Below are 21,462 nucleotides of genomic sequence, written 5' to 3' on the forward strand. Positions count from 1 at the left end.
AATTTTATTGGCAAGGCAATCAGCTCCATTTTCATAGGCTACTTTATTTTGTACGCCGTAGCTGTAGTACGAACATTTATCGAGGTCATTCAAGTGTGGATGTTTCCGGAGCTTAGCACGTTCTGGTTCTCCTTTGGATTCATGATTCTTTGTACTTATATCATTTTTGGAGGATTCAGAACGGTAGTCGGTACAGCCTTTTTCGGCCTTGTATTGCCGGCATATCTGCTTCTGACATTTGGCTGGGCCATTAAATTCTCCAATTTCTATAATCTGCTCCCTATCTGGGATCATTCNGTTAAGGAATTGCTCATGGGTTCCTACCATATGTCACTTACCTTCATCGGGTTTGAGATTATTCTGTTCTTTTATCCTTTTATAAAAGAACCAAAGAAATCCAAAAAGTGGGCCCACCTTGCTGTATTAACCACTACCTTGATATACACTATTTTAGCAGTCATTACGTTTGCCTATTTTTCGGAAGAGCAGCTTGCCAAACAGATCTGGGCCACTTTGACCATGTGGAAAATTGTTGAAATGCCTTTTGTGGAACGTTTCGAATATATTGGGATTGCAAACTGGAACTTAATTATCCTTCCGAATGTGTGCATTTCCATTTGGATTGCTTCCAGACTTATCAAGAGGATCTTTAATATTAGACAAAAAGTAGGAGTGTTTTTTGTTGTCAGTGCTTTATTATTGGTAATTAACTTTCTTGATACACGCGAAAAGATTAATACGCTTAATGACAATATTGGGAAAATGGGGTTTGCTTTTACATTCATTTATATCCCCTTGCTCTTTGCCGCCATCATGATTGCCAAGAGGGTGAAAAAGAAGGTGAAAAAGAAATGAAAAAGCTTATCTTAATCTGTCTCGTCTTGCTGCTTACCGGATGTGTGGACAAGGAGATAATTGATGATATCAATATTGAAGTAGCCGTTGGATATGATCTGCTTGAAGGTTCAGGCAAAGAAAAATATAGAGGAACTATCCTGTTTCAGGAATTTCAGCCGGATCAGAGCCTGATCAATCGCACCTTCAGCGGTGATGGCGCTTTACGCCAGGACCTTATTTTGGATGTTGCGAAACAATCTTCAGAACCTGTTGTTACGGGTGGTCTAAAACTGGCTATTTTTGGACCTGAAATGGCAAAAAAAGGAGTGTACGACCTTATCGACTCATTCCAGCGAGATGCGAGCATTGGAGCCAGATTGTTTGTTGTGACCTCTGAAGGAAAAAGCGAAGATATTCTGAAAGGCAATTATGGGACAAGAGGAAACTCTACTTATATATATAACCTTATTCAGCATAATATTCAACAAAGAGACATCCCCACCACCAATCTTCACCTGGCTTCGAGGGATTTTTATCAAAAAGGGAGGGATCCTTTCCTTCCCCGGATCAGACAGATTAGCAATGAGAAGGTAGAAATAGCAGGAATCAGCCTCTTCCAGGATGATAAAGAAGTAGAAATTCTTCCTGTTGAACAAATGTTCTTTTTTAAATTATTAGTAGATAAGTACAGTGAAGGAAACTTTGATGTAAAATTATCAGAAAATGAACTCGCTGCGGTAAAAAGTATAAAATCTAAGCATATAATCGATTTTAAAGGTAAAAAGGTTACCTTTCATATAAAGATCCGAGGAATTGTTCAGGAATATACTGGAAAGGCATTAACACCAGAAGCCTTGAAGAGGATTGAGAAAAATCTGCAAACCCAGATAGAATCTGAGTGCTTAAAACTGCTGAAAAAATTTCAGGAACTTGGAATAGATCCTGTCGGACTGGGCCATCGAATGAAGACAAAAAACAGAAATTTTGATTTTAAAAAATGGAAAGATGACTACAAAAATCTAAGCTTTGAAGTTAAGTGCGATGTAGTGATACAAGAAACAGGTGTTATTGAATAAAGAAGAGCGGGCCGCTGCCCGCTCTTTTTGCTTAATCACTGGTCGAGAACATATATTTTTTATAATGGTACCGTATGGAGAAAATGAGTCCCATCGCCAGCATATTCCCCATTAGCGAGCTCCCTCCATAGCTGATGAATGGAAGCGGAATGCCTGTGATCGGCAAAAGGCCGATTGTCATGCCGATATTTTGGAAGACATGAAAGGTGACCATGCTGATTACGCCTACACATATATAGGTATAGAAGTTATTTTTTGTTTCCATGCCGATCTTGGTAATATGATAAATCAGCAGGAAGAAAAGGCTGACTACAATGCTTGCTCCCACAAACCCGAATTCTTCTCCTACGATACTAAAGATAAAGTCGGTGTGGCTTTCGGGCAAGTATACTTCCCTTGTTCCATAGCCTTTCCCGCTTGTTTCTCCTGATCCAATGGCAAGAAGAGAACGGGTGAGCTGGAATCCTGTTGAACTCTGATAATTGTAGGGGTCAATCCAGGAATATATGCGTGCAAATTGATATTCCTTAACCCCTAAATACTTCTCAAGAATATCAGGATGCCAGAGAACAAAATATAGGATCGTGCCGGCAAGCGCTGCTCCTGAGCCAAATATAGGAGCCAGCAGTTTCCAGCTGATTCCGGATATAAAAATCATTCCAAGCATAATTGCCAGAAAAACAAGGCTTGTACCTAAATCGGGCTGCTGCATGACAAGCAGAAGCGGAACCATGGTTAAACCAACCAGTTTAATCAGCAGCCATAAATCGGTTTGCAGGGTTTTAATAGTGTTATTTTGATGGTGCTCATCAATTGTTTTTGCCAGGACAAGAATAATAAACACTTTGACAAGTTCAGCAGGCTGCAAAGAACCCATTCCAGGCACCTTATACCACGCCTTTGCCCCGTTGATGACAGGAGCAATGCTGCTTGGTGCAATAATCAAAAATCCCAGCAGCAAGATGCCAAGGCCATATACATACCAGGAAATCTTCTTTAACTGGTCAGAGTCCAGCGTAATAACTGCCGCAATAATTGCTGTTCCAACAATATACCAGACAACCTGCTTAAGCAGGAAATTTTCCGTATATTGTCCCGTTGTCTGAGCGCTGTAAATCGAAATCGCACTCACTAAGAACAAAAGCATTAATATTAATACTAAGCCCCAATCGAGCTTAGGAGGTGTATATCGATTTGAGGTCATGATCATTCTCCTTTTGAAAAGCGCAAGCGCCTTGTTCACCCCCGACAAGCACAAGACGAGCCTCACGGGAAGGCGTTCTTTGCCTTTCTGGGAGGCATGGCTTGTGACCTCGAGGGGGTAGGCGCTGGAGCTAGGCGGTAAAAAAACAAAACCATTTGCCTTTCCATTATATGGAGGCATAACGGTGCAGGATGCAGCTTAAGGGATAGAGGCAAAGAACAGCACATTATCACACCTCTATTTTTCCTCGCTACAATATTTCATTATATTTTTTATAGAGAAAAATCACAACTTCTAAAAGCGAATGGTTATTATTTCAAGTTAATATCAAAACTGAAAATGATTATATTGGACCAATACGTCATTCAGCGAATCACTCCCAGTACCTATAGAAGTCGTCTTCAGGTGCATTATGGCCTATTTTTATAATCTCCGCTGAAATAACGCACTTTAATATCATCTCTCATCCATTCCAGATTATTAGGCACTTGCGGAATGCTATAGCCAATAAAAATAGGTGTGGTTACATAACGCGGGACAATTTTTGCGTAAATATCCATCCCCAGTTTATAAAAGAACAGATTGTAGCTGTTGCTTGGAAAAGGAAAGGCATGCAAAATATAATGGGCAGCTGTCTGGATGCATTTGGCGAAGTACGGAATGTCCTCCAGACCGGCTAGCTTAACGTTGAATTCATAGAAGCCAATTCTCGGTGAAGTGGATAATGTGAAAACCGTATCGCTTTCCTCATGAATAAGAAGCCCTTCAAAATCCCCGGCATGGATTTTTTCCTTATAGTCGATATTCTTCAGCCCAACAATCTGCATATGCGGATGGGCAATGCTTCCTCCTGATAAGGGGCCATGGTTCTTAAAAAATAGAACAGATTCATACTCTCCGCTTTCTTCCATCTTAATCCAGTGCTTCAAACCAAATGAAATTAGCCTGATCAAATGCTCCTCGGAATACACCGACAGCTCGCTGTCACATTCATCCGTTTCGATCAGAACCGTTTGATAAGCATTTTCAAGCACAGGATACTTATTCTTCAATAAAATGATCGAATCCTCCACCTCAATAATATCCGTCAGCTCCTCCCTCGCGCAAAAAGGGCAGCTAATATCCTTATTCCGGATACTATTAGGCTTCTGTACTCCAATCCCGGTATTAAAATGCAAATGCGTATCTGACATCACTCTTACACCTGCTTTTCTATAATCTCTCCTTCCTATTTTATCATGAAAATGAATACCAGGTACCGATACCAGTTTGGCGGGCTGGTATCGGTACCTGGTACTTTTATCGCAGTCTAACGGGCTTGTAGCCCCCCACTTCAAGACTCGGAAGAATTGAAAGAGGAGAAGCGGGAGTCAAACTGCCCGTAAAGGCCCGATTGGTTCACTTTATTCAACGGTTAATTCCGTTTCGGTGTGCTCGTGCAGGTCATTGCCTTTTTCCACATGGGTGGTGATGCTGTATGTGCCGGCTTCGGAAAATTCGTGGGCTGCCGAATATTTACCTGGTTCTGTTTCGGAGAGGTTCAGCCATTGTGGTGTTGCGCCATTAAGCGAAATTTCAAGCTTTACTTTGGCCTCTGCCAGCGGATCGCCTTTCTTATCCAGGATGACAGATAAATTCGTTTCTTCTTTTGCATGGATATGATCCGGTGCAAGAAGCTCTATTGATACAGCTTCGCCATGGCTGTGGGAGTGGCCTTCTTCCTGTCCTTCGTTCTCATGTCCATGCTCGTGTCCAGCATCCTCGGTTTTTACGCTGCCAACTTGCACAGAAGCCTTTGGCATTGTATGCTGCCTTTTTGCCGTAACATGGGACTGAACATAGTAGATGCCTTCTTCGGGGAATGTATGATCAGCTGTGTATTTTCCCTCTGAATCATGCTTCGCCTCAACCATTTCACTATTTTCGCTTTTGCCTTCCTTCCAGATCTCAAATGTCACTTCATCTGCATCCGTCACAGCTTCATTGCCTTGTTTCACAATGACAGCAAGGGAAGCTTCGTCACCTGCATCCAGTGTTTCAGGAACCTGCAGGTCTGCTTCAATTACCTGAGGGATTTCCTCTGCACTTTCTTGAGTCTCTTCCTGATCGGATTGGCCGCATCCTCCAAGAATAAGGAAGCAAGGCATCATCATAAATAATAGCTTTTTCAATTTCTATTCCCTCTCTCTTTCCATATTTACATTTGATATAGCAAATATAAAAGCAACTTGTGATAAAACGATGAAATTTATTCAAAAAATAAAAGACCCTTTTTAGTCTTTTATTAAGGCTGTTTTCGTAAAGCTTGTTGCTTTTCAGGGCTTGCTTAGGTTAACCAACTGAGTTGATTGGACCGGAGGGCACTTGACTCCTGCTCAGAAGAGAGGGCGTGGGAGACCCCACAGGCGAAGCCGAGGAGGCTTTCATTCCTCCCCGCTGACAGCTTGAGTGCCCCGTGCTGAAATCAACGGGCAAAATTTATAAGTAAAAACAGCAATTTATGAGAAAAGAGCCTTTATTAAAACAAACATTGATTTTCAACCGCATTATACACGATCCTGTTACTTACATGAAACCCAAGAAGGCTTTCAAGCCCATGATTTCGCCTTCCCTGCTCCATCTTCTATTCTCCCTTTATAGGAAGTTATCAATGAATAAAAAGAGAGCGGTTCCCCAGATGATCAAAGCAGATATTTTATTGATGGCAATGAGGAGGCCCGCTGATTCCAGCTTGCCTGCTGCTCTTCCAGCCCATGCCAGGCAGGTGAACCAAAGCCAGGAAACGAAAATGCAGGCTGCCGTAAAAGCCCATCTTTCTAGACCGCTGTAGCTGAGTGAGCTGGTTCCAATAACCCCAATGGTATCCAAAATGGCATGGGGATTTAATAAAGAAACAGATGCAGCAAACAGGATTTGCTTTCGGGGGGTATATACAGCAGCCGGTTCTTCGCTGCTGGCAGGCTTGCTTTTAAAAATAACCATCCCCATATATACCAAAAATAAAATCCCGGCACCAAGAAGAATTGTTTTGAAAACAGCATTTGCCAGAACAACGACCGACACTCCGAGCACTGCCAGCAAGATCAGGAGCGTATCGCAGACAGAAGCTGTAATAACGGCAGGCAGTGCTTTTATAAATGGCTTTTGCTGTGCACCCTGATTAAAAATGAAGACATTCTGGACACCAAGCGGCAAAATCAGCCCAAATGCCAAAATAATACCATGGATAATTGCAGTAAACATACTAGATTCCTTTCCGTTTCTTTTACAATGACCTTTTTTATTTCGTCTTCTAACTCGATATTTCCTTCCTTGGTCATAAAGCTTTTCTTCATCTTCTAAATTAGCTTATCCGTCATATATTTAAAGAGATGGAGGGATCCGAATGAATTCAAAATTAACATTTCAATCTATTTTCTTTTACATAAACAGCTGGCTGTTCAGTATTTGTGCTGTGATCGTGCTGGCTGGGATTGTCACGCTTTATCAGTCAACTTTTACATCATCCCATGTGAACCTGCTCCTAAAGGATATTAAAGCAGAGCAGCTATTCATCCATTTTCTGAAGGCGGAGAACCATTATTTTTTAAGTGAAGCTCCCGCTGCTGAAAGCTATTCCCTTACCGGGACGCTCTTTAAGCTTGCAACCAACACGCAGCCCCAGGATATCAGAACGTTTCTGGGCCGTGAGCTTCCTGGTTTATCCATTTTTGATACTGGCATTGCTGTTGCTGGAGATGGAACAGATTTTACGAATCTGCCAGTAGAGTCCGCCCCCCCTCTTGAAGTCCTTTTAAAAGAAAAAGAGCTTGCTTTGGATGGTGAGAATAATGAAGACAGCGCTGCTCCGCCAGCCATTCCTGATAAAAAAAGTGTCTTCATCTATCATTCTCATAGCTGGGAGTCGTTCGCCCCGCTTTTAAAGGATGCCAGGGATACAAATGAAGCGGTAAGCCCAAATGAGCAGGTAAATGTAATAGCAGTCGGAAAAAAATTGAGTGAAGAACTTGCACGAAAGGGCATTGGTGCTGTACATGATAAGACCAATACTGCCGCAGAGCTCAAGAAAAAAGGCTGGAACTGGGAAGATTCTTATTCTCTTTCGAGAGAAACCGTTCAAGCCGCAATGGCAGAGAACAAGGACGTAAAGTTCTTGATTGATATTCACAGAGATTCGCTTCCGCGGGAGGAAACAACCGCGTTAATTGGAGAAAAGCGATATGCCCGCCTCTTTTTTGTCGTTGGAAAAGAACATAAAAATTATGAACAGAATCTAAAAGCAGCCTCTGATCTTCATAAAGCTCTTGAAGCCAAATATAAGGGAATCAGCAGGGGCGTATTTGTAAAAGGAAAAAGCGAAGGCAACGGCATATACAACCAGGATCTATCAGAAAGGGCACTCCTTGTTGAAATTGGCGGTGTAGAAAATAATCTGGAGGAGCTGGACAATTCAGTTAAAGCATTTGCAGAAGTGTTCAGCGAGTATTACTGGGAGGCTGAGCCGGTCAATGCGGATGCAAATTAAAGCAAGCCACTATTGCCTCTTATTTACATTTATCAGCACGCTCATCATGTACCTTCTATTTGGCTTCAGCACCATTACGGTAGCCTGCCTGTTTTCGGGAGTTATTCTTTCGGTGATCAACCTAGTTGAAGATGAGATGAAACGTTACAGCCGAAATAGCTGAGAGAGGAAAAATATGATCTTTTCTGTTTTAATGAACATATGAAGACAGAAAACAGGAGTGAATAAAATGAAACTGGCCATTATTACAGGAGCCTCAAAAGGGCTGGGTGCTTCAATAGCCAAACGAATGATCAAAGAAGGAACAGGCATCATTTCTGTTTCAAGAACAGATAATCAGGAACTGACAGAGCTTGCGGCAGAAAATCAAGTTTTCTATGGACACTACTTCTGCAACCTGGCCTCGCCGGAGGAAATTGAATCTGCCTTTAAGGAAATAACAGCATTATTGCGGGAAAAGCAGCCGGAAGCTCTTTTTGCTTTTAACAATGCAGGTGTCATTGACCCAATTGGAACAGCCGGCCGCCTGGACCATAAGGCATTAATCCAAAATGTTCACGTTAACCTGATTGCACCTTTCATGATATCCAATATCCTGCTGAATGAAGATTTAAGCGATATGACAATTGTCAATATTACTTCCGGCGCAGCTGAAAGGCCAATTCAGGGATGGAGTGCTTACTGCAGTACAAAAGCCGGCATTAATATGTTCACGGAAACAGCTGCGCTCGAGCTGCAAACTGCAGGCAGCAGCCATAAAATCATTGCTTACAGTCCTGGCGTTATGGACACAGATATGCAGGGAACCATCCGCTCATCTGCGAAAGAAGATTTCCACGACCTGGAAAAATTTCGGACTTACAAGGAAAAAGGCATGCTGAGGGATACAGATACCGTAGCAAATGCATTGATCAATCTGCTGCTTGAAAAAGAGATTGAGAACGGAAAAGTTTATTATGTAAATGATTTAATCTAAGAGAGCTGCACATAGAGAAGCCGGCTATCCTTCACCCAGCCGGCTTCTTAAGCTTATCCCTTTCGAAAAACATCACTGTCCACAACTCCATGGTGAATACGGACAACTTCATGATTTTTATCCCGCTGGATCACAAAAAATCCGTTTGAAAAGTCGGATGATAATTCTTTGAAGAAAATACCGTCAATCCCCTTCTCATGCTTTTCGCCAATTATTAGATGATATTCCGAGCCTTTCTTGATAAGCTGGGCAGGAAAACCTTTATCCCATTCTTCAGAAGCATCATATACCTTTCTCGATACCTCAACAGCATGGATATCCACACCTTCAAGCTGCTCGAATAAATCATTAATCAGCGAATGCTTAACCATCCGTTCCAGTCTGGTCTGGACCGCCTGCCCCAGAACAATCTGAGTAATTTTATATTCCTGCGCCACATCCGCGATCACCTTGTCAATTCTCTTCCCATCTGAATACTTGGAAAGCATCTTCAGCCCATATTTCTCTGCCAGACTTTCGAATAAAAATTTCGTTTGCAGCTCGTTAAAGTCAAGATCCTCATGTTTCTGATTTTCTACTGATAGAATATACCCTTCCCCCTTGAAAGCGTCCTTCAGTATTTTGCCTCTTTGGGCAAGTCTTTCTGCATGGCTGGGGTTGCTGACACATATTAAAATATTTTCCCTCATTTCCACACCTCTCTCTCCTTATCATATATTCAGTATAGCACTCAGCGGACAGAATAAACCTTATCCTTTGAGCTCTTGGGCTGTGATGCTTTAAAGCCTGCAGCCATATACAGTATTGCTCCCCTTATTCTATTGAGAACAGCAGATTTTTTTGAATTTTTTTATGTAAAGATGATTAAAGAAAAGAAACCGCGGCCATACTAATCCTACAAGTGTAAATCCCCCTTTTTTTCGCTTCCTGATTGGGAGCATTTTTTTTGCAAAATATGTGAAAAAACTCCGCTGACTATGAGCGGAGTTTTTTTTATTATTGAATTAGATTCAAAAATTGCTTCGTGCGGGCCTCTTTTGGATAAGAGAATATCTGTTCAGGCTTGCCGCGTTCAATGATTGTGCCGCCATCCATGAATATGACTTCATCTGCCGCTTCCCTGGCAAATCGCATTTCATGGGTTACAACGACCATTGTCATTCCTTCATTGGCCAGATCCTTCATAACCTTAAGGACTTCCCCCACAAGTTCAGGATCGAGTGCAGAGGTGGGCTCATCAAAAAGCATTACCTTTGGTTCCATAGCAAGAGCGCGGGCAATTCCCACCCGCTGCTGCTGGCCGCCCGAAAGCTGAAAAGGATAAAAATTGATTTTATCCCCTAAGCCAACTTTCCCTAATAGCATCTCGGCCTTTTTTCTGGCAGACTCCTTCGACTCTCCTTTGACGGTTACAGGACCTTCCATTACATTTTCAAGTGCTGTCATATGGGGAAAGAGATTATAGTTCTGAAAAACCATACCTGTTAAACGCCGGAAAGAAGGAATCTTTCTTTTGGGAACCTGCTGTGAGAAATCGAGAATCTGATCCTCTATGGCTATCAGCCCCGATGTCGGCTCTTCCAGCACATTTAAGCATCGCAGCAAGGTTGTTTTCCCGGATCCTGATGGACCAATTACCACTACTACATTTCCTCTGTCTACTTCTAAATTAATCCCTTTTAAAACTTTTAACTGATCGAATTGCTTATGCAAATCCTTAATCTTAATCATTGAGTTGCTCCTTGTTTAGCCTTTTCATGAAGAGACATACCGATCAAGACGCTTTTCAATTCTTCCTTGTGCGATGGAGAGCAAAAAGCAAATTACCCAATAAATGAGAGCTGCCTGCATATACAGAAGCAGAAACTCATAATTAGTCGCTGCTATTTCCTGTGCTCTTCGGAACATTTCCGTGACAAGAATCATTGAAGCCAAGGATGTGTCCTTTACAAGGCTGATAAATGTATTGGAAAGAGGCGGTATGGATACCCTTGATGCCTGAGGAAGGATAATCCTCTTAAGAGTTTGCGGGTAAGACATGCCAATGGAGTATCCGGCCTCCCATTGTCCCTTCGGAATCGATAATATGGCTGCACGTATAATTTCAGAAGCATATGCCCCTACATTTAACGAAAATCCTATGATTGCGGAGGGGAAAGGGTCAATGATAATGCCGATTGTCGGCAGCCCGTAAAAAATAATAAAGAGCTGAACAAGCAGCGGGGTTCCCCTTATGGCTGAAACATAAATTCTGGCGATTGTCTGCAATGCCCCCTTTCCTGAAATTCGGGCAAGAGCAGTCAAAATCGCCAGTGCCAAACCGCAAATAAATGAAATCAGCGTTAATGGAATCGTATAAATAACGGCACCTTCAAGCAGCGGCTGGAAGGAATTCCTGCCAATCTCTATAAGCCTGGAGACCCTTTCCGGGCTTGCAAAAATACTAGTTAAGTACATCTTCACCAAACCATTTTTCCGAAATTTTCAAATACGTGCCATCTTCAATCATATCATTTAATGCTTTATTGACTTCTTCCACTAATGTATCGCTTCCCTTTCGAAACATCAAGCCGCTTTGAGAAGCATCTTCTGATTCTGCCACTATTTTAACCGGAGCATCAGGTTTCTGTTTCTTGAAATCCAAAAATGATAAATTATCATTAAGTGTAACATCGGCGCGCTTGGAATTAATCAGCTCAATGGCTTGATTAAACCCTTCCACCCCAACAATTTCCGCCCCATAGGACTTTGCAAGATCCGCATAATTGCTTGTCATCGACTGTGCAGCTTTCAAACCTTCAATATCTTCAAAGCTTGAAACTGTGTTATTGGATTCATGTGTGACCAGTACAGCCGCGGAAGAAATGTATGGATCCGAAAAATCATACTTTTCCTGACGATCAGGACGAATGCCTACTTGGTTTGCAATCATATCAAAGCGCTTTGAATCCAAGCCCGCAAACATTGCATCCCATTGAGTTTCCATAAATACTGGTTCAACACCAAGTCTTTTGGCTACCTCTTTCGCAATTTCCACATCAAAACCGGTAAGGTCTCCTTTATCGTCATGGAAGGTAAATGGCGGATAAGTCCCTTCTGTTCCTATTAACAATTTCCCTTCATCCTGAACCTTTGCCAATAAATCCTGGCTATCGGCCTTTTCCCCCGAGGCGTTTTGATTCTGGTTTTCTGGATTGGCTTTATTTGTTCCGCATCCTGAAATTAATAAAAGAATACTAAATAACATTGCAAAAAACATAAAACTCTTTTTCATCTAGTTACCTCCTAATTCTGATTGGTTTAATAGGTATTTACAATCATATTATAGGGTCATACTTCTGTCAAAATAAAATGTTCATATTTTATTCTTTCCTAAAGTACTTACTTTACTACTCATCTTTTTTTGCAGCAGACCCAAGAAAAGCGGAGGCGCCCTTTCCCATCGACGGAGATTATTTTCAAATAAAAAACCTTCTTATAAAAGAAGGTCAGGGAGATTCCAGTATTTAATAGGATGGTTTTTTCAGCGGGCATTTGGAAGCTTCTTCTGCCAGCTCAGGTGCATAATAACTAAGCTTCTTTATTAAATAGCAGGCTTCCGGAAAATGGTGCTCCAGAAATCTTAGCGTTGATTTATTAAGGATGGTTTTACCGGCGTATTTTTGGACAATCCCCTTAATGTATTCATTCATTTCAATAACAGCCATTCCGACATCACGTGCCAGCTGCTGCTGGCGCGGAAATCCCGGCTGTGTAAACCTGAGATATCCCTTCATATGGCGGTTCTGCACCATAAAACCCTGGAAAATCCTTGAATATATTTCGGCTTGTTCCTCTACAAAAACCTCAATCGGATCAATCGAGTTCCGAAGAAGAATAATATGCCCAAGCTGGTCCTCAAGCCATAAATCGAACAAATCAAAAAGAGACAGAGGCGGCGGTGTCAGCCCTTTTGAATAATAGCTCAGCAGCCGCAAGTATTCCTGATTTTCGTTTAACGTACCGTTTAAGTATGTGGGCGAAAGATTAAGATTGATCAAATTATTAATCCGCAGATTCTGCAGCTTCCCTTCGAATTGAAAATAACCATTTGCAATAGGCCATATCTCGATCGCAAGTGCAATGGCTTCCTGTGAGGACGGCTGTGCGGAAGGGGGCATCCTATCCAGCCTTGCCCTCAAGTTCCGGAAAGCCTGTCTATATTCATCCGCCCTCTTTACAAACTTTGCTGCGGCCGGTGAAAGATGGTCTCTTACAAAAATCGCATGGTCCTCGAGGATCTCCAGCCAAAAGGCATGCTCCTCCCAAGGCATCAAACCTGTTTTATTCATCATAATCCCCCCAATTCCTTTTAGATTTATATGCTATTTAAAAAGGATTCATGAAGGGGAGCCGGGATAAAATAAGCGTCATTTAGAGAAAATAAGGGAGCATTTTTAAGAAAGGAGAATCGTTCATGACAAAAAAATTCAACAAAGGCAGCAAAAATCAAAATTCCCCTAGAGGAAACCAATCGCCAATCAGTGGAGACAACAGCAAAGGCAATAAGAGAAATAAAGATCAAAACGATAAAACCGATTTAGATTAAAGAAAAACCGGCTTTCCTTTCAAAGCCGGTTTTCTCCTATTCGTCATCGCCTGTTATTTTTATAGCCGGTGTATTATTGTAGAGATAGGTTGGAGACATATTTTGATGCTGTTCCCTGTTATTCATCGCTTCCTGGAGCTTGAGATTAGCGTCCTCTGTTTCAGTCTTACTGCTCATGCGGGAGTGGACATTCTGATCCTCCAGCTTTTCATTGAGCTTTACATTTGTTTCAGCAGCTTTATCATCCATTTCCAAATCCTCCTTTTCGCTATAGTGTGTGAAAAATGGGTATTAAATATTTACCCGTCTGTACTCCTGTAAAACAAAAAAGCATAGAACACTGGGCTCTATGCTAAAAATTATCCATAACTGAGTTTTCCGGCACCTTGAACGGGTCATTTTTATCGATTCGATCATAAAACATAATTCCGTTCAAGTGGTCGATTTCATGCTGCATAATGATGGAGGAAACCCCCTTAAATCGGAGTGTTACTTCCTCGCCATCAAGATTATAGGCTTTTATCTTAATGCGCTCATAACGCGGTACATAGCCTTTCACGTCACGGTCCACGGACAGGCATCCTTCCCCTTCCGGCAGAAAAATGACGCCCACCGAGTGGCTGATGATTTTTGGATTGATCATATAATGTTCCTGCGGCTCACCTTTTTCATTGGCAAAATAAGCAGCAAACATGCGCTTGTTAAGGCCGATTTGATTGGCAGATAAGCCAACGCCTGGACGCAAGCCGTATTTTTTCGCAATCGCAGGGTCCTGGCTGTTTTTGAGATACTGCATCATGGCAATCAGCGTTCCACGGTCCTCTTCAGTCAGCGGAACCGGCACTTCTTTTGTCACTTCGCGCAAAACCGGATCGCCTTCCCGCACAATATCTTTCATGGTGATTAGTGACTTTGCATCAAACTTACTCATAAATAAATAACTCATCTACCTTTACATTTAATGTTTGGGAAATTTTAAAAGCCAGCTCCAAGGTTGGATCATACTTATCATTTTCAATGCAATTGATCGTTTGCCTGACGACTTTGCATTCTTTTGCAAGCATTTCCTGTGTAATCCCCAGCTTTTTCCGCATTTCTTTTATTTTATTCTTCATGCCATCACCTTCTTGGGCTGAATAGGACTTAATCGTATCATTTTGGCCGGCGGGATGTCCAATCATTTGGACATTTTTCTATACAGAAGATGTTTATCCGCGAAAATCTCAAGATCCGCAAAACCGCTTTACAGCAAAAAACCAATGTGGACAATTGCCACATTGGTTCAGTTTCTTAACCTGCATTGGGAACATCCCCTGAGTTCAATTTCATACAGACAGCTCTGCGTGAAATGGCTAAGCCTCTGCTTCTGCCAGTTCTTCCGCCAGCTTTTTCTTTTTCAGCAGCTGCTTAAGCTCTTTTTTATATTTTCTTTTTGTAAGGATATAAAGAAAATCTCCCTGCTCAATTGTCGTATTCCCTGTAGGGGTAATAAGCTCCTCTTTGCGGATGATGGCATTGACAAGTGCGCCTTCAGGAAAGGGGATTTCCACCAGCTTTTGCCCAATAATAACGGCGTCTTCTTCTATTTCATATTCAATCATTTCGGCATCCGCTTTTCCGAGGGAAACAAGTTCCAGAGAATGCATAGGCGTTGCCTTTTCTGGGCCTGTTAAACCAAGCTTTTCGGCTAATACAGTGATCGTGGCCCCCTGGACAAGGGCGCTAGTCAGGACGACGAAAAAGACAACATTGAAAATTTCATGGCTTCCTTCCACACCGGACAGCAGCGGGAAAGTGGCCAGCACGATCGGCACTGCTCCTTTTAGCCCGGCCCATGATAGAAATATTAATTCTTTATGGGTATAGCCCATTTTTATCGTTGACAGAAAAACGGCTGCCGGCCTGGCGACAAAAATCAGTAAAGCAGAAATGGCAAGGCCTTTCAAAAGTATGTCCACATGGAACAGCTCTTCCGGAAAAACGAGCAGCCCCAAAATAACGAACATCGAGATCTGCATCATCCATGCGAAGCCTTCTGTAAAGCGGAATACGGAATGGCGGTAAGCAATATCCGCATTACCAATAATAATTCCGGCAATATACACAGCAAGAAGGCCGCTTCCACCAAAAAAGGCTGTAATTCCATAGGTCAGCATAGCAAAGCCAGTGGCAAATACGGGATAAAGGCCGCTGGAATCCAGATTGATCCGATTAAGAGCATAGACAGCCAGCTTTCCGAATACCAATCCGAGAAGAGCCCCAACACCCATCTGGATAAAAAAAGAACCTATAAGGCTAAACATGCTGGACTCTGGAATCATAATAAGATTAATCATCGCAACAGTCAGGAACACAGCCATCGGATCATTGGATCCTGACTCGGCTTCAAGCGTTGCACCGATTCTCGGCTTGATATTTTGCCCTTTTAATACCGCGAAAACGGCAGCGGCATCTGTCGAGCCTACTATTGCACCAAATAGAAGGGCAACCAGCCAGTCCACCCCGAGAATGAACTTGGCAGCCACTGCTACAAGACCTGCTGTAACGAGAACACCAAATGTTGCCAATGATAAGGAAGGTCCGATAACAGTCCTTACTGTTTTCCAATTGGTCTGCAGTCCGCCCTCAAACAAAATAATGATAAAAGCAAGCACACCGATCATTTGAGCAAGTCCTGCATTGTCAAAATAGATAAAGTGGCCCAGCGCCATTCCAACTGCAATAAAGAGAACAAGGGCCGGCACACCAAGGCGGGCGGAAAATTTCGTTGTCAGAACACCAATGATAAAAAGGGTTGCTGCAAGCAAAATAAGTGCATCTGTTTGCCAAATAAACTCAGCCAATTTCATCACCTTCTTTCTAGAGATTTACATCAAGAACAATCGGAATGGAATGGCGGTCAGAAATGCCAAGGTAAGCCAGGGTTTCTGCAGGAGAGGATTGCTGCAGCCTTTTTTGGATCAAAGAAATGGCGATCCCCTTTCGATAAGCATGCAGGGCAAATGTTTTTCGCAGAGTATGAGTGCCAACAGGGCCTTCGATCTCCGCTTCTTTTGCTGCTTCATTTAAAATGCGGTACGCCTGCTGCCGGGTAATTGGCGCATCGGCCTTTCTGGATTTAAATAAGAAATCATCAGTTGTGAGTGATCCTTCTTCCAACCATTTTTTGATGGATTGACGGACCTTCGGGTTTAAATAGACAGGCGGATTCGTGTAATGAGCAGAATGAAGAAAGGGGAGGGCTTTGCCATCTCTGAATACATCCCTGACATGGAGGTTCAAGAGGTCATGGATGCGGACACCGGTGTTGATGCCTAAAATAAACAAACAATAGTCACGGGAAGATTTTTTAATTAAATATTTTTTCATCACTTCCAGCTTATGAATATCTTTTATCGCTTCAACAGACTTCATATTATCACCCTGTAATGTAACATAAGTTTATTATACTATATAATATGTAACATTTCACTTCATATGCATACCGTAAAAACGGACCTGCCTTTAGCAAATCCATTAAATCAGCTTATAGAGATGAATCATTCCTTCTGCCTGCAGGTATTCTCTATAGCCGCAGCTTTTATAGAGGCCAACTGCGCTTTCCCAGGCTGCATTCGTTTCAAGGATGATTTTTGTATACCCCTCTGCTCTCGCATGGTTCTCCAGCTTTTCCACCATCATTTTGGCAAGGCCGTTATGGCGGAAATCCTTTTTCACAGACATACGCTGGAGCCTGCATGCACCACCGCCCTCTTTTGAAAGTGCTCCTGTAGAGACCAGTTCTTCCCCAACCAGGCCGACCAGAAAAAGGCTTCCATCACGGCTGTATGTTTCAGTAATTCTATTTAAATCAGGGTTTAACGAGTGGTCGATAAAGCCGAAGCGTTCCAGGAACCCTTTAAGGATTATTTCTTTTGCGGCCGCTTCATATTCTTTTGAGATTTTAACAGTCTTTAAACCTTTTTTACTCATAAGGGTGTTCCCCTGTTTAATTCGTCGGTTAAATCTGCAATGGCCTTTCTTACTTCCGCCAGGTTTTCATCATGGTTCATGTGATTTCTTGCATGCAGAAGGACAGGCCGAACCGACTCCACCGAACGGCCAAAATCATACATCCATTTATACCTCGGCACCAACCATGTATGGAAATGGTGGGTTGTGTCTTCATTATAAAAATAGTAAACATGCTCAATCCCCAATACTCCTCTCTGAGCTTTGCGGATTTTCGTTAATAGACTGATATATTCAAGCCTTTCTGCTTCGGTTAATTCATCCAGGCAGGCAATATGCCGTTTGGAAGCGAGAATGACCAGTCCCTTTACAGGATAGGCAACATCCTGATGGGCATGAAAATGCTCTGTTTCAAGGATCGTCCCTCCATCAGGCTCGACCAGCCCGCTGGTTACTGCACAGCTCAGACATTCCACTTCAATCATTTTTCCGTTTGCAAGTGTAATTGTTTTCATGTTAATCTCCTGTTTTTTCCTATTATGATAAAATATAGACGATAAAAAGAAAATCCTTTTATTGAAGTCTATAAGCCTCAAGTCTTAGCTGAAATTAAATCTGCGGCTCAATGTGCTCAGCGCTGCATTTTCATAAACTAAAGGTAAGAAATCTAAAGAAAGCAGGGATTATGTTGAAAAGGATTTTTGCCATTTTTATAATCTTGGTCGGTTCGTATATTTTATTTACTGGCGTCAATAGCTGGATGACATTTGGAGGAGGAAGTACAGAAGCTTCGATCAATAATCGAATAGACTTAATCAGCATTGATGTCTCCAGTTCAGATACAGTCATTATTCCGGAAAAGCGCAATGATGTCAGAGCAGAGCTGGACGGCAAAGGCAATGTTACGGTAAATAAATCCGGGAATGAAGTTCAGGTGGAATACAAACGCAAATGGCTGGATGGTTTCCAATTTTTTAATAACAAAAGCAATTTGAAGATTTATGTTCCGGAAGATTACAGCAAATCAATGTCGATTAAGGTTGGTTCCGGCCGTTTGAATTTTTCCGGTAAATCTGAAAGCCATCCATTCGGGCTTGAAAAATTGAATGTTGATATGAGCTCCGGAAAAATCAGCTTAGCAAATATTAAAGCAGATGAGTTTGAGCATAAGGGTTCGTCAGGCATGATGGACGCGGATCATTTAACTGCTGGCAGCGGAGAGATTGATATGAGTTCCGGCAGAGTGAAAATCCGGAACTACCAAGGCAAGCTTGATGCTGAAGTCTCTTCCGGGCAGCTTGATATTATGATCAGGAAACTTTCTGACTCCGTAAATGTGAAAGCAAGCTCTGGTTTTGTCCGCCTCAATTTGCCGGATGATGCCGATTTCACTTTGAAAGGCAAATCCAGCAGCGGACATATCAGCAGCCATTATAAATTAGATGATGAGACTCGAAATAAAAATGATATTTCCGGCAAGCATGGAACAGGTAAGCATGATATCAGTGTCTCTGTGTCAAGCGGAAAAGCGGAAATCAAATAAAGCGATGAAAAAAGTCCGGAAAAAAAACCGGACTTTTTTTGATGTGCCCAAAGAGGATTAACCTAAAGCTTCATAGGGAAATAGCCTTATATCCAATATTTTGAGCAGCTTAATGACGGCCGCCCTGCAGGGGTGATCATTACCAGCACGTTCGACGTTTTGCCTGAATCGGAATGGGAAATCCGGGAAACTAAAGACGTCCCTGTCAAAGTCACCTACCGAATGCACGCTGTTTTAGTCACTGGCTACGATGAGAACCACATCTATGCGAATGACCCGCTTAAGGAGAAAAATACCCAATATCCAAAGGATGAGTTCATTGCCGGATGGGAGCAGATTGGAAAACAAGCCATTACGTATGGGGATTAATTTACGCTGCAGAAGGATTTTTCATGGGGATAACTTTTTGTCGGAATTTTTCTTCAGGTGTGGATAACTCTTGATTTCTGTTAAGTTATCCACCTAATGTGGATGAATTTATAAAAATCGCCATAATTTGTGGATTACTTCTGAAAAATTAAAAAACTCTCTCAATTAGTTATGCACAGCTGATAGGTGCCCCTGAATATAAACGGGGATTGTTCACCAATGGTGGATAACCTGTTTACAATTTTTTAATAACCTCCTTACTGTGGATTGCCTTTACTCACGAGAAATATCCTCACTTCGGGGATCTTTTTACTTGTGCTATGCTTCATTGTTGCTTGAGCGGATGGCGGCGGGTTCCTCGAAAATGGCTACTGCTTTGTGCGGTGATATACTTATTCAATGCCCTGCAGAAGGGCCGTCATAGGATGACCTTACTGGCGCCCGCGCTCCAAGGAGCGTTGGACCGCACGCAGCTCGCTGAATGCCTGGAGCGGAAATCAAATGGCAAATGAACAAAGCCTTTACTTTAAGGCGAAAGCTTCAGCCAGAAGCCTGTAGGAATTTAGCTTGCTCTGAAAATCATAAATATTGGTGATAATCATAAATTCATCGGTTTGATAGATTTCACTGAGCAGCTGCAATTCTTCTTTTATCTTTGAAGGAGTGCCTACCGCCATCCGTTTTCGATTCTGAGCTACTATCTCCTTCTCTTCTTGTGTGAGCTGGATGCTTTTGGCCTCTGCACTTGAGATCATTCTTGTATCCTCCCCTTTCCCAACTGCCAGCAGCCACATATCCTGGCTTAATGCCAGCTCTTCCGCCTCTTCCTGAGTTTCGGCGCATACGGAAAATATACATACATTTGCTTTTGGCTCTGATAAACCTGCTGAAGGCTGGAACTGGCTAAAGTATGTATCCATGGCTCTTTTTCCATTGGCAGGAGTAATAAAGTGGCCATATGTAAATGCGGTACCATACTCAGCAGCCATGCGGGCACCCCGATGTGTGATGCCGAGGATCCACATTTCCGCAGGATCTGCAACCTGCGGAAAAGCTTCGACACTTTGATAAGGATGGTCCATCGGAAGATTTCTATTCAGAAAGCCCTGCAAATCTCTTAGCTGTCTCGGAAACTCATTCAAACTTTTCCTTAATCCATCGGTCAGAGCAAGCCGGGTGGATGCAGCCCCTCCAGGAGACCGCCCTATGCCCAAATCAATACGCCCTGGGAAAAGGGTTTCAAGCACATTAAAATTTTCGGCAATTTTATAGGGACTGTATTGCGGAAGAAGGACTCCTCCTGAACCAACCCGGATTCTGCTGGTGTTTGAAGCTATATGGGAGATGAGGATTTCAGGCGAGGAGCCGGCCATTCCATTCGAGCTATGATGTTCAGCTACCCAAAACCGAGTATATCCCAGCTCTTCCGCTACCCGCGCCAGCTTTACTGTTTTGCGGAGTGCATCGCCCGCTGATTCTCCTTTTGCCACAACTGACTGATCCAATACACTTAGTTTCATGGGAATTCTCCCCCTTTTGTTGACAATGATCTTACCATAATGGCAGCTCAGGTCTCAAATATGTGAAATGGACAAACAGCTTATTAGGAAATTTACCTTCTTTCTGGTAGTATATGAATGATTTTTTTAGAGGAGGAAAAACGATGCAAACATTAAAAGGCAAAACTGCCCTTATTACAGGCGCAGGCAGAGGAATTGGGCGCGCAACTGCGATTGCGCTGGCAAAAGAAGGCGTCAACATCGGATTGCTGGGCCGTACGATTGAAAACCTTGAAAAAGCAGCGGATGAACTTAGCCAGTACGATGTGAATGTTTCTGCTGCGGCGGCAGATGTTGCAGACCTTGAGGCCGTAACGCATGCTGTAGAGCATATTAAATCGGATCTTGGCTCTGTGGATACCCTTATTAACAATGCCGGGATCGCTAAATTCGGCGGGTTCCTGGAACTTTCCCCAGAGGAATGGGAAAGCATCATTCAGGTAAATTTAATGGGTGTTTATAATGTTACGAGAGCCGTTCTGCCTGAAATGATTGAACAGAAATCCGGAGATATTATTAACATTGCATCCACAGCCGGCCAAAAAGGCGCACCTGTCACAAGTGCATACAGCGCATCCAAATTTGCCGTATTAGGCTTGACGGAGTCCCTCATGCTAGAGGTCCGGAAACATAATATTCGTGTTAGCGCACTGACTCCAAGCACCGTTGCGACTGACCTTGCCATTGAAACAAACCTGACAGACGGCAATCCGGAAAAAGTTATGCAGCCGGAAGACCTTGCAGAATTGATTGTGGCGCAGCTGAAATTGAATCCGCGTGTGTTTATCAAAACAGCCGGCATGTGGTCAACAAATCCATAAGTGTTTGTGCAGA

At 42.7% G+C, this 21,462-nt stretch carries 26 protein-coding genes; 9 read left to right on the forward strand and 17 right to left on the reverse strand.

From position 1 onward, the window contains the following. The first annotated feature begins 6 nt into the window (after nucleotides 1-6). Together L634_RS0119725 and L634_RS0119730 are read left to right on the forward strand one after the other, a co-directional pair. Nucleotides 7-855 carry a GerAB/ArcD/ProY family transporter gene (locus tag L634_RS0119725; protein WP_442852712.1) on the forward strand — a complete coding sequence of 283 codons (849 nt, stop codon included), beginning with the start codon at nucleotides 7-9 and terminating at the stop codon, nucleotides 853-855. Next, nucleotides 852-1,913, forward strand: a complete 1,062-nt coding sequence (locus tag L634_RS0119730) for a Ger(x)C family spore germination protein (protein WP_026583926.1) — start codon at nucleotides 852-854, stop codon at nucleotides 1,911-1,913. Before L634_RS0119725 ends, L634_RS0119730 begins: the two co-directional genes overlap by 4 nt. Nucleotides 1,914-1,944: 31 nt before the next feature. Here the strand turns inward: L634_RS0119730 and rodA are convergent, their stop codons facing one another. From rodA to L634_RS0119755, 4 genes are all read right to left on the reverse strand, one after another. After that, nucleotides 1,945-3,117, reverse strand: a complete 1,173-nt coding sequence (gene rodA / locus L634_RS0119735) for a rod shape-determining protein RodA (RefSeq protein WP_026583927.1) — start codon at nucleotides 3,115-3,117, stop codon at nucleotides 1,945-1,947. A gap of 410 nt (nucleotides 3,118-3,527) precedes the next feature. Next, the gene (locus tag L634_RS0119740; RefSeq protein WP_026583928.1) at nucleotides 3,528-4,310 is read right to left on the reverse strand and encodes a DUF4931 domain-containing protein; all 783 of its coding nucleotides are present in this window, start codon (nucleotides 4,308-4,310) and stop codon (nucleotides 3,528-3,530) included. A gap of 210 nt (nucleotides 4,311-4,520) precedes the next feature. Continuing rightward, nucleotides 4,521-5,288: a FixH family protein gene (locus L634_RS0119745; RefSeq protein WP_026583929.1), complete on the reverse strand. Its 768-nt coding sequence runs from the start codon at nucleotides 5,286-5,288 to the stop codon at nucleotides 4,521-4,523. A 463-nt stretch (nucleotides 5,289-5,751) separates the two neighbouring features. After that, the gene (locus tag L634_RS0119755; RefSeq protein ID WP_026583930.1) at nucleotides 5,752-6,360 is read right to left on the reverse strand and encodes a LysE/ArgO family amino acid transporter; all 609 of its coding nucleotides are present in this window, start codon (nucleotides 6,358-6,360) and stop codon (nucleotides 5,752-5,754) included. Between the two features lie 142 nt (nucleotides 6,361-6,502). Between L634_RS0119755 and spoIIP the strand changes: the two genes are divergently transcribed. The 3 genes from spoIIP to L634_RS0119765 all read left to right on the forward strand — a co-directional run bounded on the left by spoIIP (nucleotide 6,503) and on the right by L634_RS0119765 (nucleotide 8,618). After that, nucleotides 6,503-7,642 carry a stage II sporulation protein P gene (gene spoIIP / locus L634_RS0119760; RefSeq protein WP_026583931.1) on the forward strand — a complete coding sequence of 380 codons (1,140 nt, stop codon included), beginning with the start codon at nucleotides 6,503-6,505 and terminating at the stop codon, nucleotides 7,640-7,642. Continuing rightward, nucleotides 7,626-7,805 carry a hypothetical protein gene (locus tag L634_RS31420; protein ID WP_034262939.1) on the forward strand — a complete coding sequence of 60 codons (180 nt, stop codon included), beginning with the start codon at nucleotides 7,626-7,628 and terminating at the stop codon, nucleotides 7,803-7,805. The genes spoIIP and L634_RS31420 overlap by 17 nt, the downstream gene beginning before the upstream one ends. 66 nt (nucleotides 7,806-7,871) lie before the next feature. After that, complete coding sequence (locus L634_RS0119765; RefSeq protein ID WP_026583932.1) at nucleotides 7,872-8,618, forward strand: (S)-benzoin forming benzil reductase; 747 nt, start codon at nucleotides 7,872-7,874, stop codon at nucleotides 8,616-8,618. A 53-nt stretch (nucleotides 8,619-8,671) separates the two neighbouring features. On the opposite strand, the gene L634_RS0119770 is transcribed toward L634_RS0119765, so the two are convergent. The 5 genes from L634_RS0119770 to L634_RS0119790 form a co-directional block, all read right to left on the reverse strand. Continuing rightward, on the reverse strand, nucleotides 8,672-9,307 hold the full coding sequence (locus L634_RS0119770; protein WP_026583933.1) for a histidine kinase: 636 nt from the start codon (nucleotides 9,305-9,307) through the stop codon (nucleotides 8,672-8,674). 307 nt (nucleotides 9,308-9,614) lie between these two features. Next, nucleotides 9,615-10,349 carry an amino acid ABC transporter ATP-binding protein gene (locus L634_RS0119775; protein WP_026583934.1) on the reverse strand — a complete coding sequence of 245 codons (735 nt, stop codon included), beginning with the start codon at nucleotides 10,347-10,349 and terminating at the stop codon, nucleotides 9,615-9,617. A gap of 24 nt (nucleotides 10,350-10,373) precedes the next feature. Beyond that, nucleotides 10,374-11,075 carry an amino acid ABC transporter permease gene (locus L634_RS0119780; RefSeq protein WP_026583935.1) on the reverse strand — a complete coding sequence of 234 codons (702 nt, stop codon included), beginning with the start codon at nucleotides 11,073-11,075 and terminating at the stop codon, nucleotides 10,374-10,376. Beyond that, a complete protein-coding gene (locus L634_RS0119785; protein ID WP_026583936.1) occupies nucleotides 11,062-11,892 on the reverse strand; it encodes an amino acid ABC transporter substrate-binding protein in 831 nt (276 codons plus the stop codon). Before L634_RS0119785 ends, L634_RS0119780 begins: the two co-directional genes overlap by 14 nt. A 232-nt stretch (nucleotides 11,893-12,124) precedes the next feature. Continuing rightward, complete coding sequence (locus tag L634_RS0119790) at nucleotides 12,125-12,952, reverse strand: DUF2935 domain-containing protein (RefSeq protein ID WP_026583937.1); 828 nt, start codon at nucleotides 12,950-12,952, stop codon at nucleotides 12,125-12,127. Between the two features lie 122 nt (nucleotides 12,953-13,074). Here L634_RS0119790 and L634_RS34710 point away from each other — a divergent pair, with 122 nt between their 5' ends. Then, nucleotides 13,075-13,206, forward strand: a complete 132-nt coding sequence (locus L634_RS34710) for a hypothetical protein (RefSeq protein ID WP_269521646.1) — start codon at nucleotides 13,075-13,077, stop codon at nucleotides 13,204-13,206. A gap of 36 nt (nucleotides 13,207-13,242) precedes the next feature. Here L634_RS34710 and L634_RS0119800 read toward each other — a convergent pair whose 3' ends face one another. The 7 genes from L634_RS0119800 to L634_RS0119830 all read right to left on the reverse strand — a co-directional run bounded on the left by L634_RS0119800 (nucleotide 13,243) and on the right by L634_RS0119830 (nucleotide 17,672). Then, nucleotides 13,243-13,455, reverse strand: coding sequence for a hypothetical protein (locus L634_RS0119800; RefSeq protein ID WP_026583938.1), 213 nt, complete (start codon nucleotides 13,453-13,455; stop codon nucleotides 13,243-13,245). Nucleotides 13,456-13,558: 103 nt separating this feature from the next. Further along, nucleotides 13,559-14,137 carry a peptide deformylase gene (def, locus tag L634_RS0119805; RefSeq protein ID WP_026583939.1) on the reverse strand — a complete coding sequence of 193 codons (579 nt, stop codon included), beginning with the start codon at nucleotides 14,135-14,137 and terminating at the stop codon, nucleotides 13,559-13,561. Beyond that, nucleotides 14,130-14,321, reverse strand: coding sequence for a helix-turn-helix transcriptional regulator (locus L634_RS0119810; protein WP_026583940.1), 192 nt, complete (start codon nucleotides 14,319-14,321; stop codon nucleotides 14,130-14,132). The genes def and L634_RS0119810 overlap by 8 nt, the downstream gene beginning before the upstream one ends. A gap of 237 nt (nucleotides 14,322-14,558) precedes the next feature. Continuing rightward, the gene (locus tag L634_RS0119815; RefSeq protein ID WP_026583941.1) at nucleotides 14,559-16,049 is read right to left on the reverse strand and encodes a potassium/proton antiporter; all 1,491 of its coding nucleotides are present in this window, start codon (nucleotides 16,047-16,049) and stop codon (nucleotides 14,559-14,561) included. Nucleotides 16,050-16,065: 16 nt separating this feature from the next. Then, on the reverse strand, nucleotides 16,066-16,620 hold the full coding sequence (locus tag L634_RS0119820) for a tyrosine-type recombinase/integrase (RefSeq protein ID WP_026583942.1): 555 nt from the start codon (nucleotides 16,618-16,620) through the stop codon (nucleotides 16,066-16,068). Between the two features lie 102 nt (nucleotides 16,621-16,722). Continuing rightward, nucleotides 16,723-17,178 carry a GNAT family N-acetyltransferase gene (locus L634_RS31425; RefSeq protein WP_034262942.1) on the reverse strand — a complete coding sequence of 152 codons (456 nt, stop codon included), beginning with the start codon at nucleotides 17,176-17,178 and terminating at the stop codon, nucleotides 16,723-16,725. Beyond that, nucleotides 17,175-17,672, reverse strand: coding sequence for an HIT family protein (locus tag L634_RS0119830; RefSeq protein ID WP_026583943.1), 498 nt, complete (start codon nucleotides 17,670-17,672; stop codon nucleotides 17,175-17,177). The genes L634_RS31425 and L634_RS0119830 overlap by 4 nt, the downstream gene beginning before the upstream one ends. 170 nt (nucleotides 17,673-17,842) lie before the next feature. Between L634_RS0119830 and liaG the strand changes: the two genes are divergently transcribed. Then, the gene (gene liaG, locus L634_RS0119835; protein WP_232233799.1) at nucleotides 17,843-18,700 is read left to right on the forward strand and encodes a LiaG family protein; all 858 of its coding nucleotides are present in this window, start codon (nucleotides 17,843-17,845) and stop codon (nucleotides 18,698-18,700) included. A gap of 90 nt (nucleotides 18,701-18,790) precedes the next feature. Next, nucleotides 18,791-19,069 carry a C39 family peptidase gene (locus tag L634_RS31430; RefSeq protein ID WP_269521650.1) on the forward strand — a complete coding sequence of 93 codons (279 nt, stop codon included), beginning with the start codon at nucleotides 18,791-18,793 and terminating at the stop codon, nucleotides 19,067-19,069. Between the two features lie 521 nt (nucleotides 19,070-19,590). On the opposite strand, the gene L634_RS0119845 is transcribed toward L634_RS31430, so the two are convergent. Beyond that, on the reverse strand, nucleotides 19,591-20,589 hold the full coding sequence (locus tag L634_RS0119845; RefSeq protein ID WP_026583946.1) for an LLM class flavin-dependent oxidoreductase: 999 nt from the start codon (nucleotides 20,587-20,589) through the stop codon (nucleotides 19,591-19,593). A gap of 143 nt (nucleotides 20,590-20,732) precedes the next feature. On the opposite strand from L634_RS0119845, the gene L634_RS0119850 reads away from it, so the two are divergent. Next, the gene (locus L634_RS0119850) at nucleotides 20,733-21,449 is read left to right on the forward strand and encodes a 3-ketoacyl-ACP reductase (protein ID WP_026583947.1); all 717 of its coding nucleotides are present in this window, start codon (nucleotides 20,733-20,735) and stop codon (nucleotides 21,447-21,449) included. Nucleotides 21,450-21,462 lie beyond the last annotated feature (13 nt).

Origin of the sequence: Bacillus sp. J33 (assembly GCF_000518885.1) — a bacterium.
GTDB lineage: Bacteria > Bacillota > Bacilli > Bacillales > Cytobacillaceae > Cytobacillus.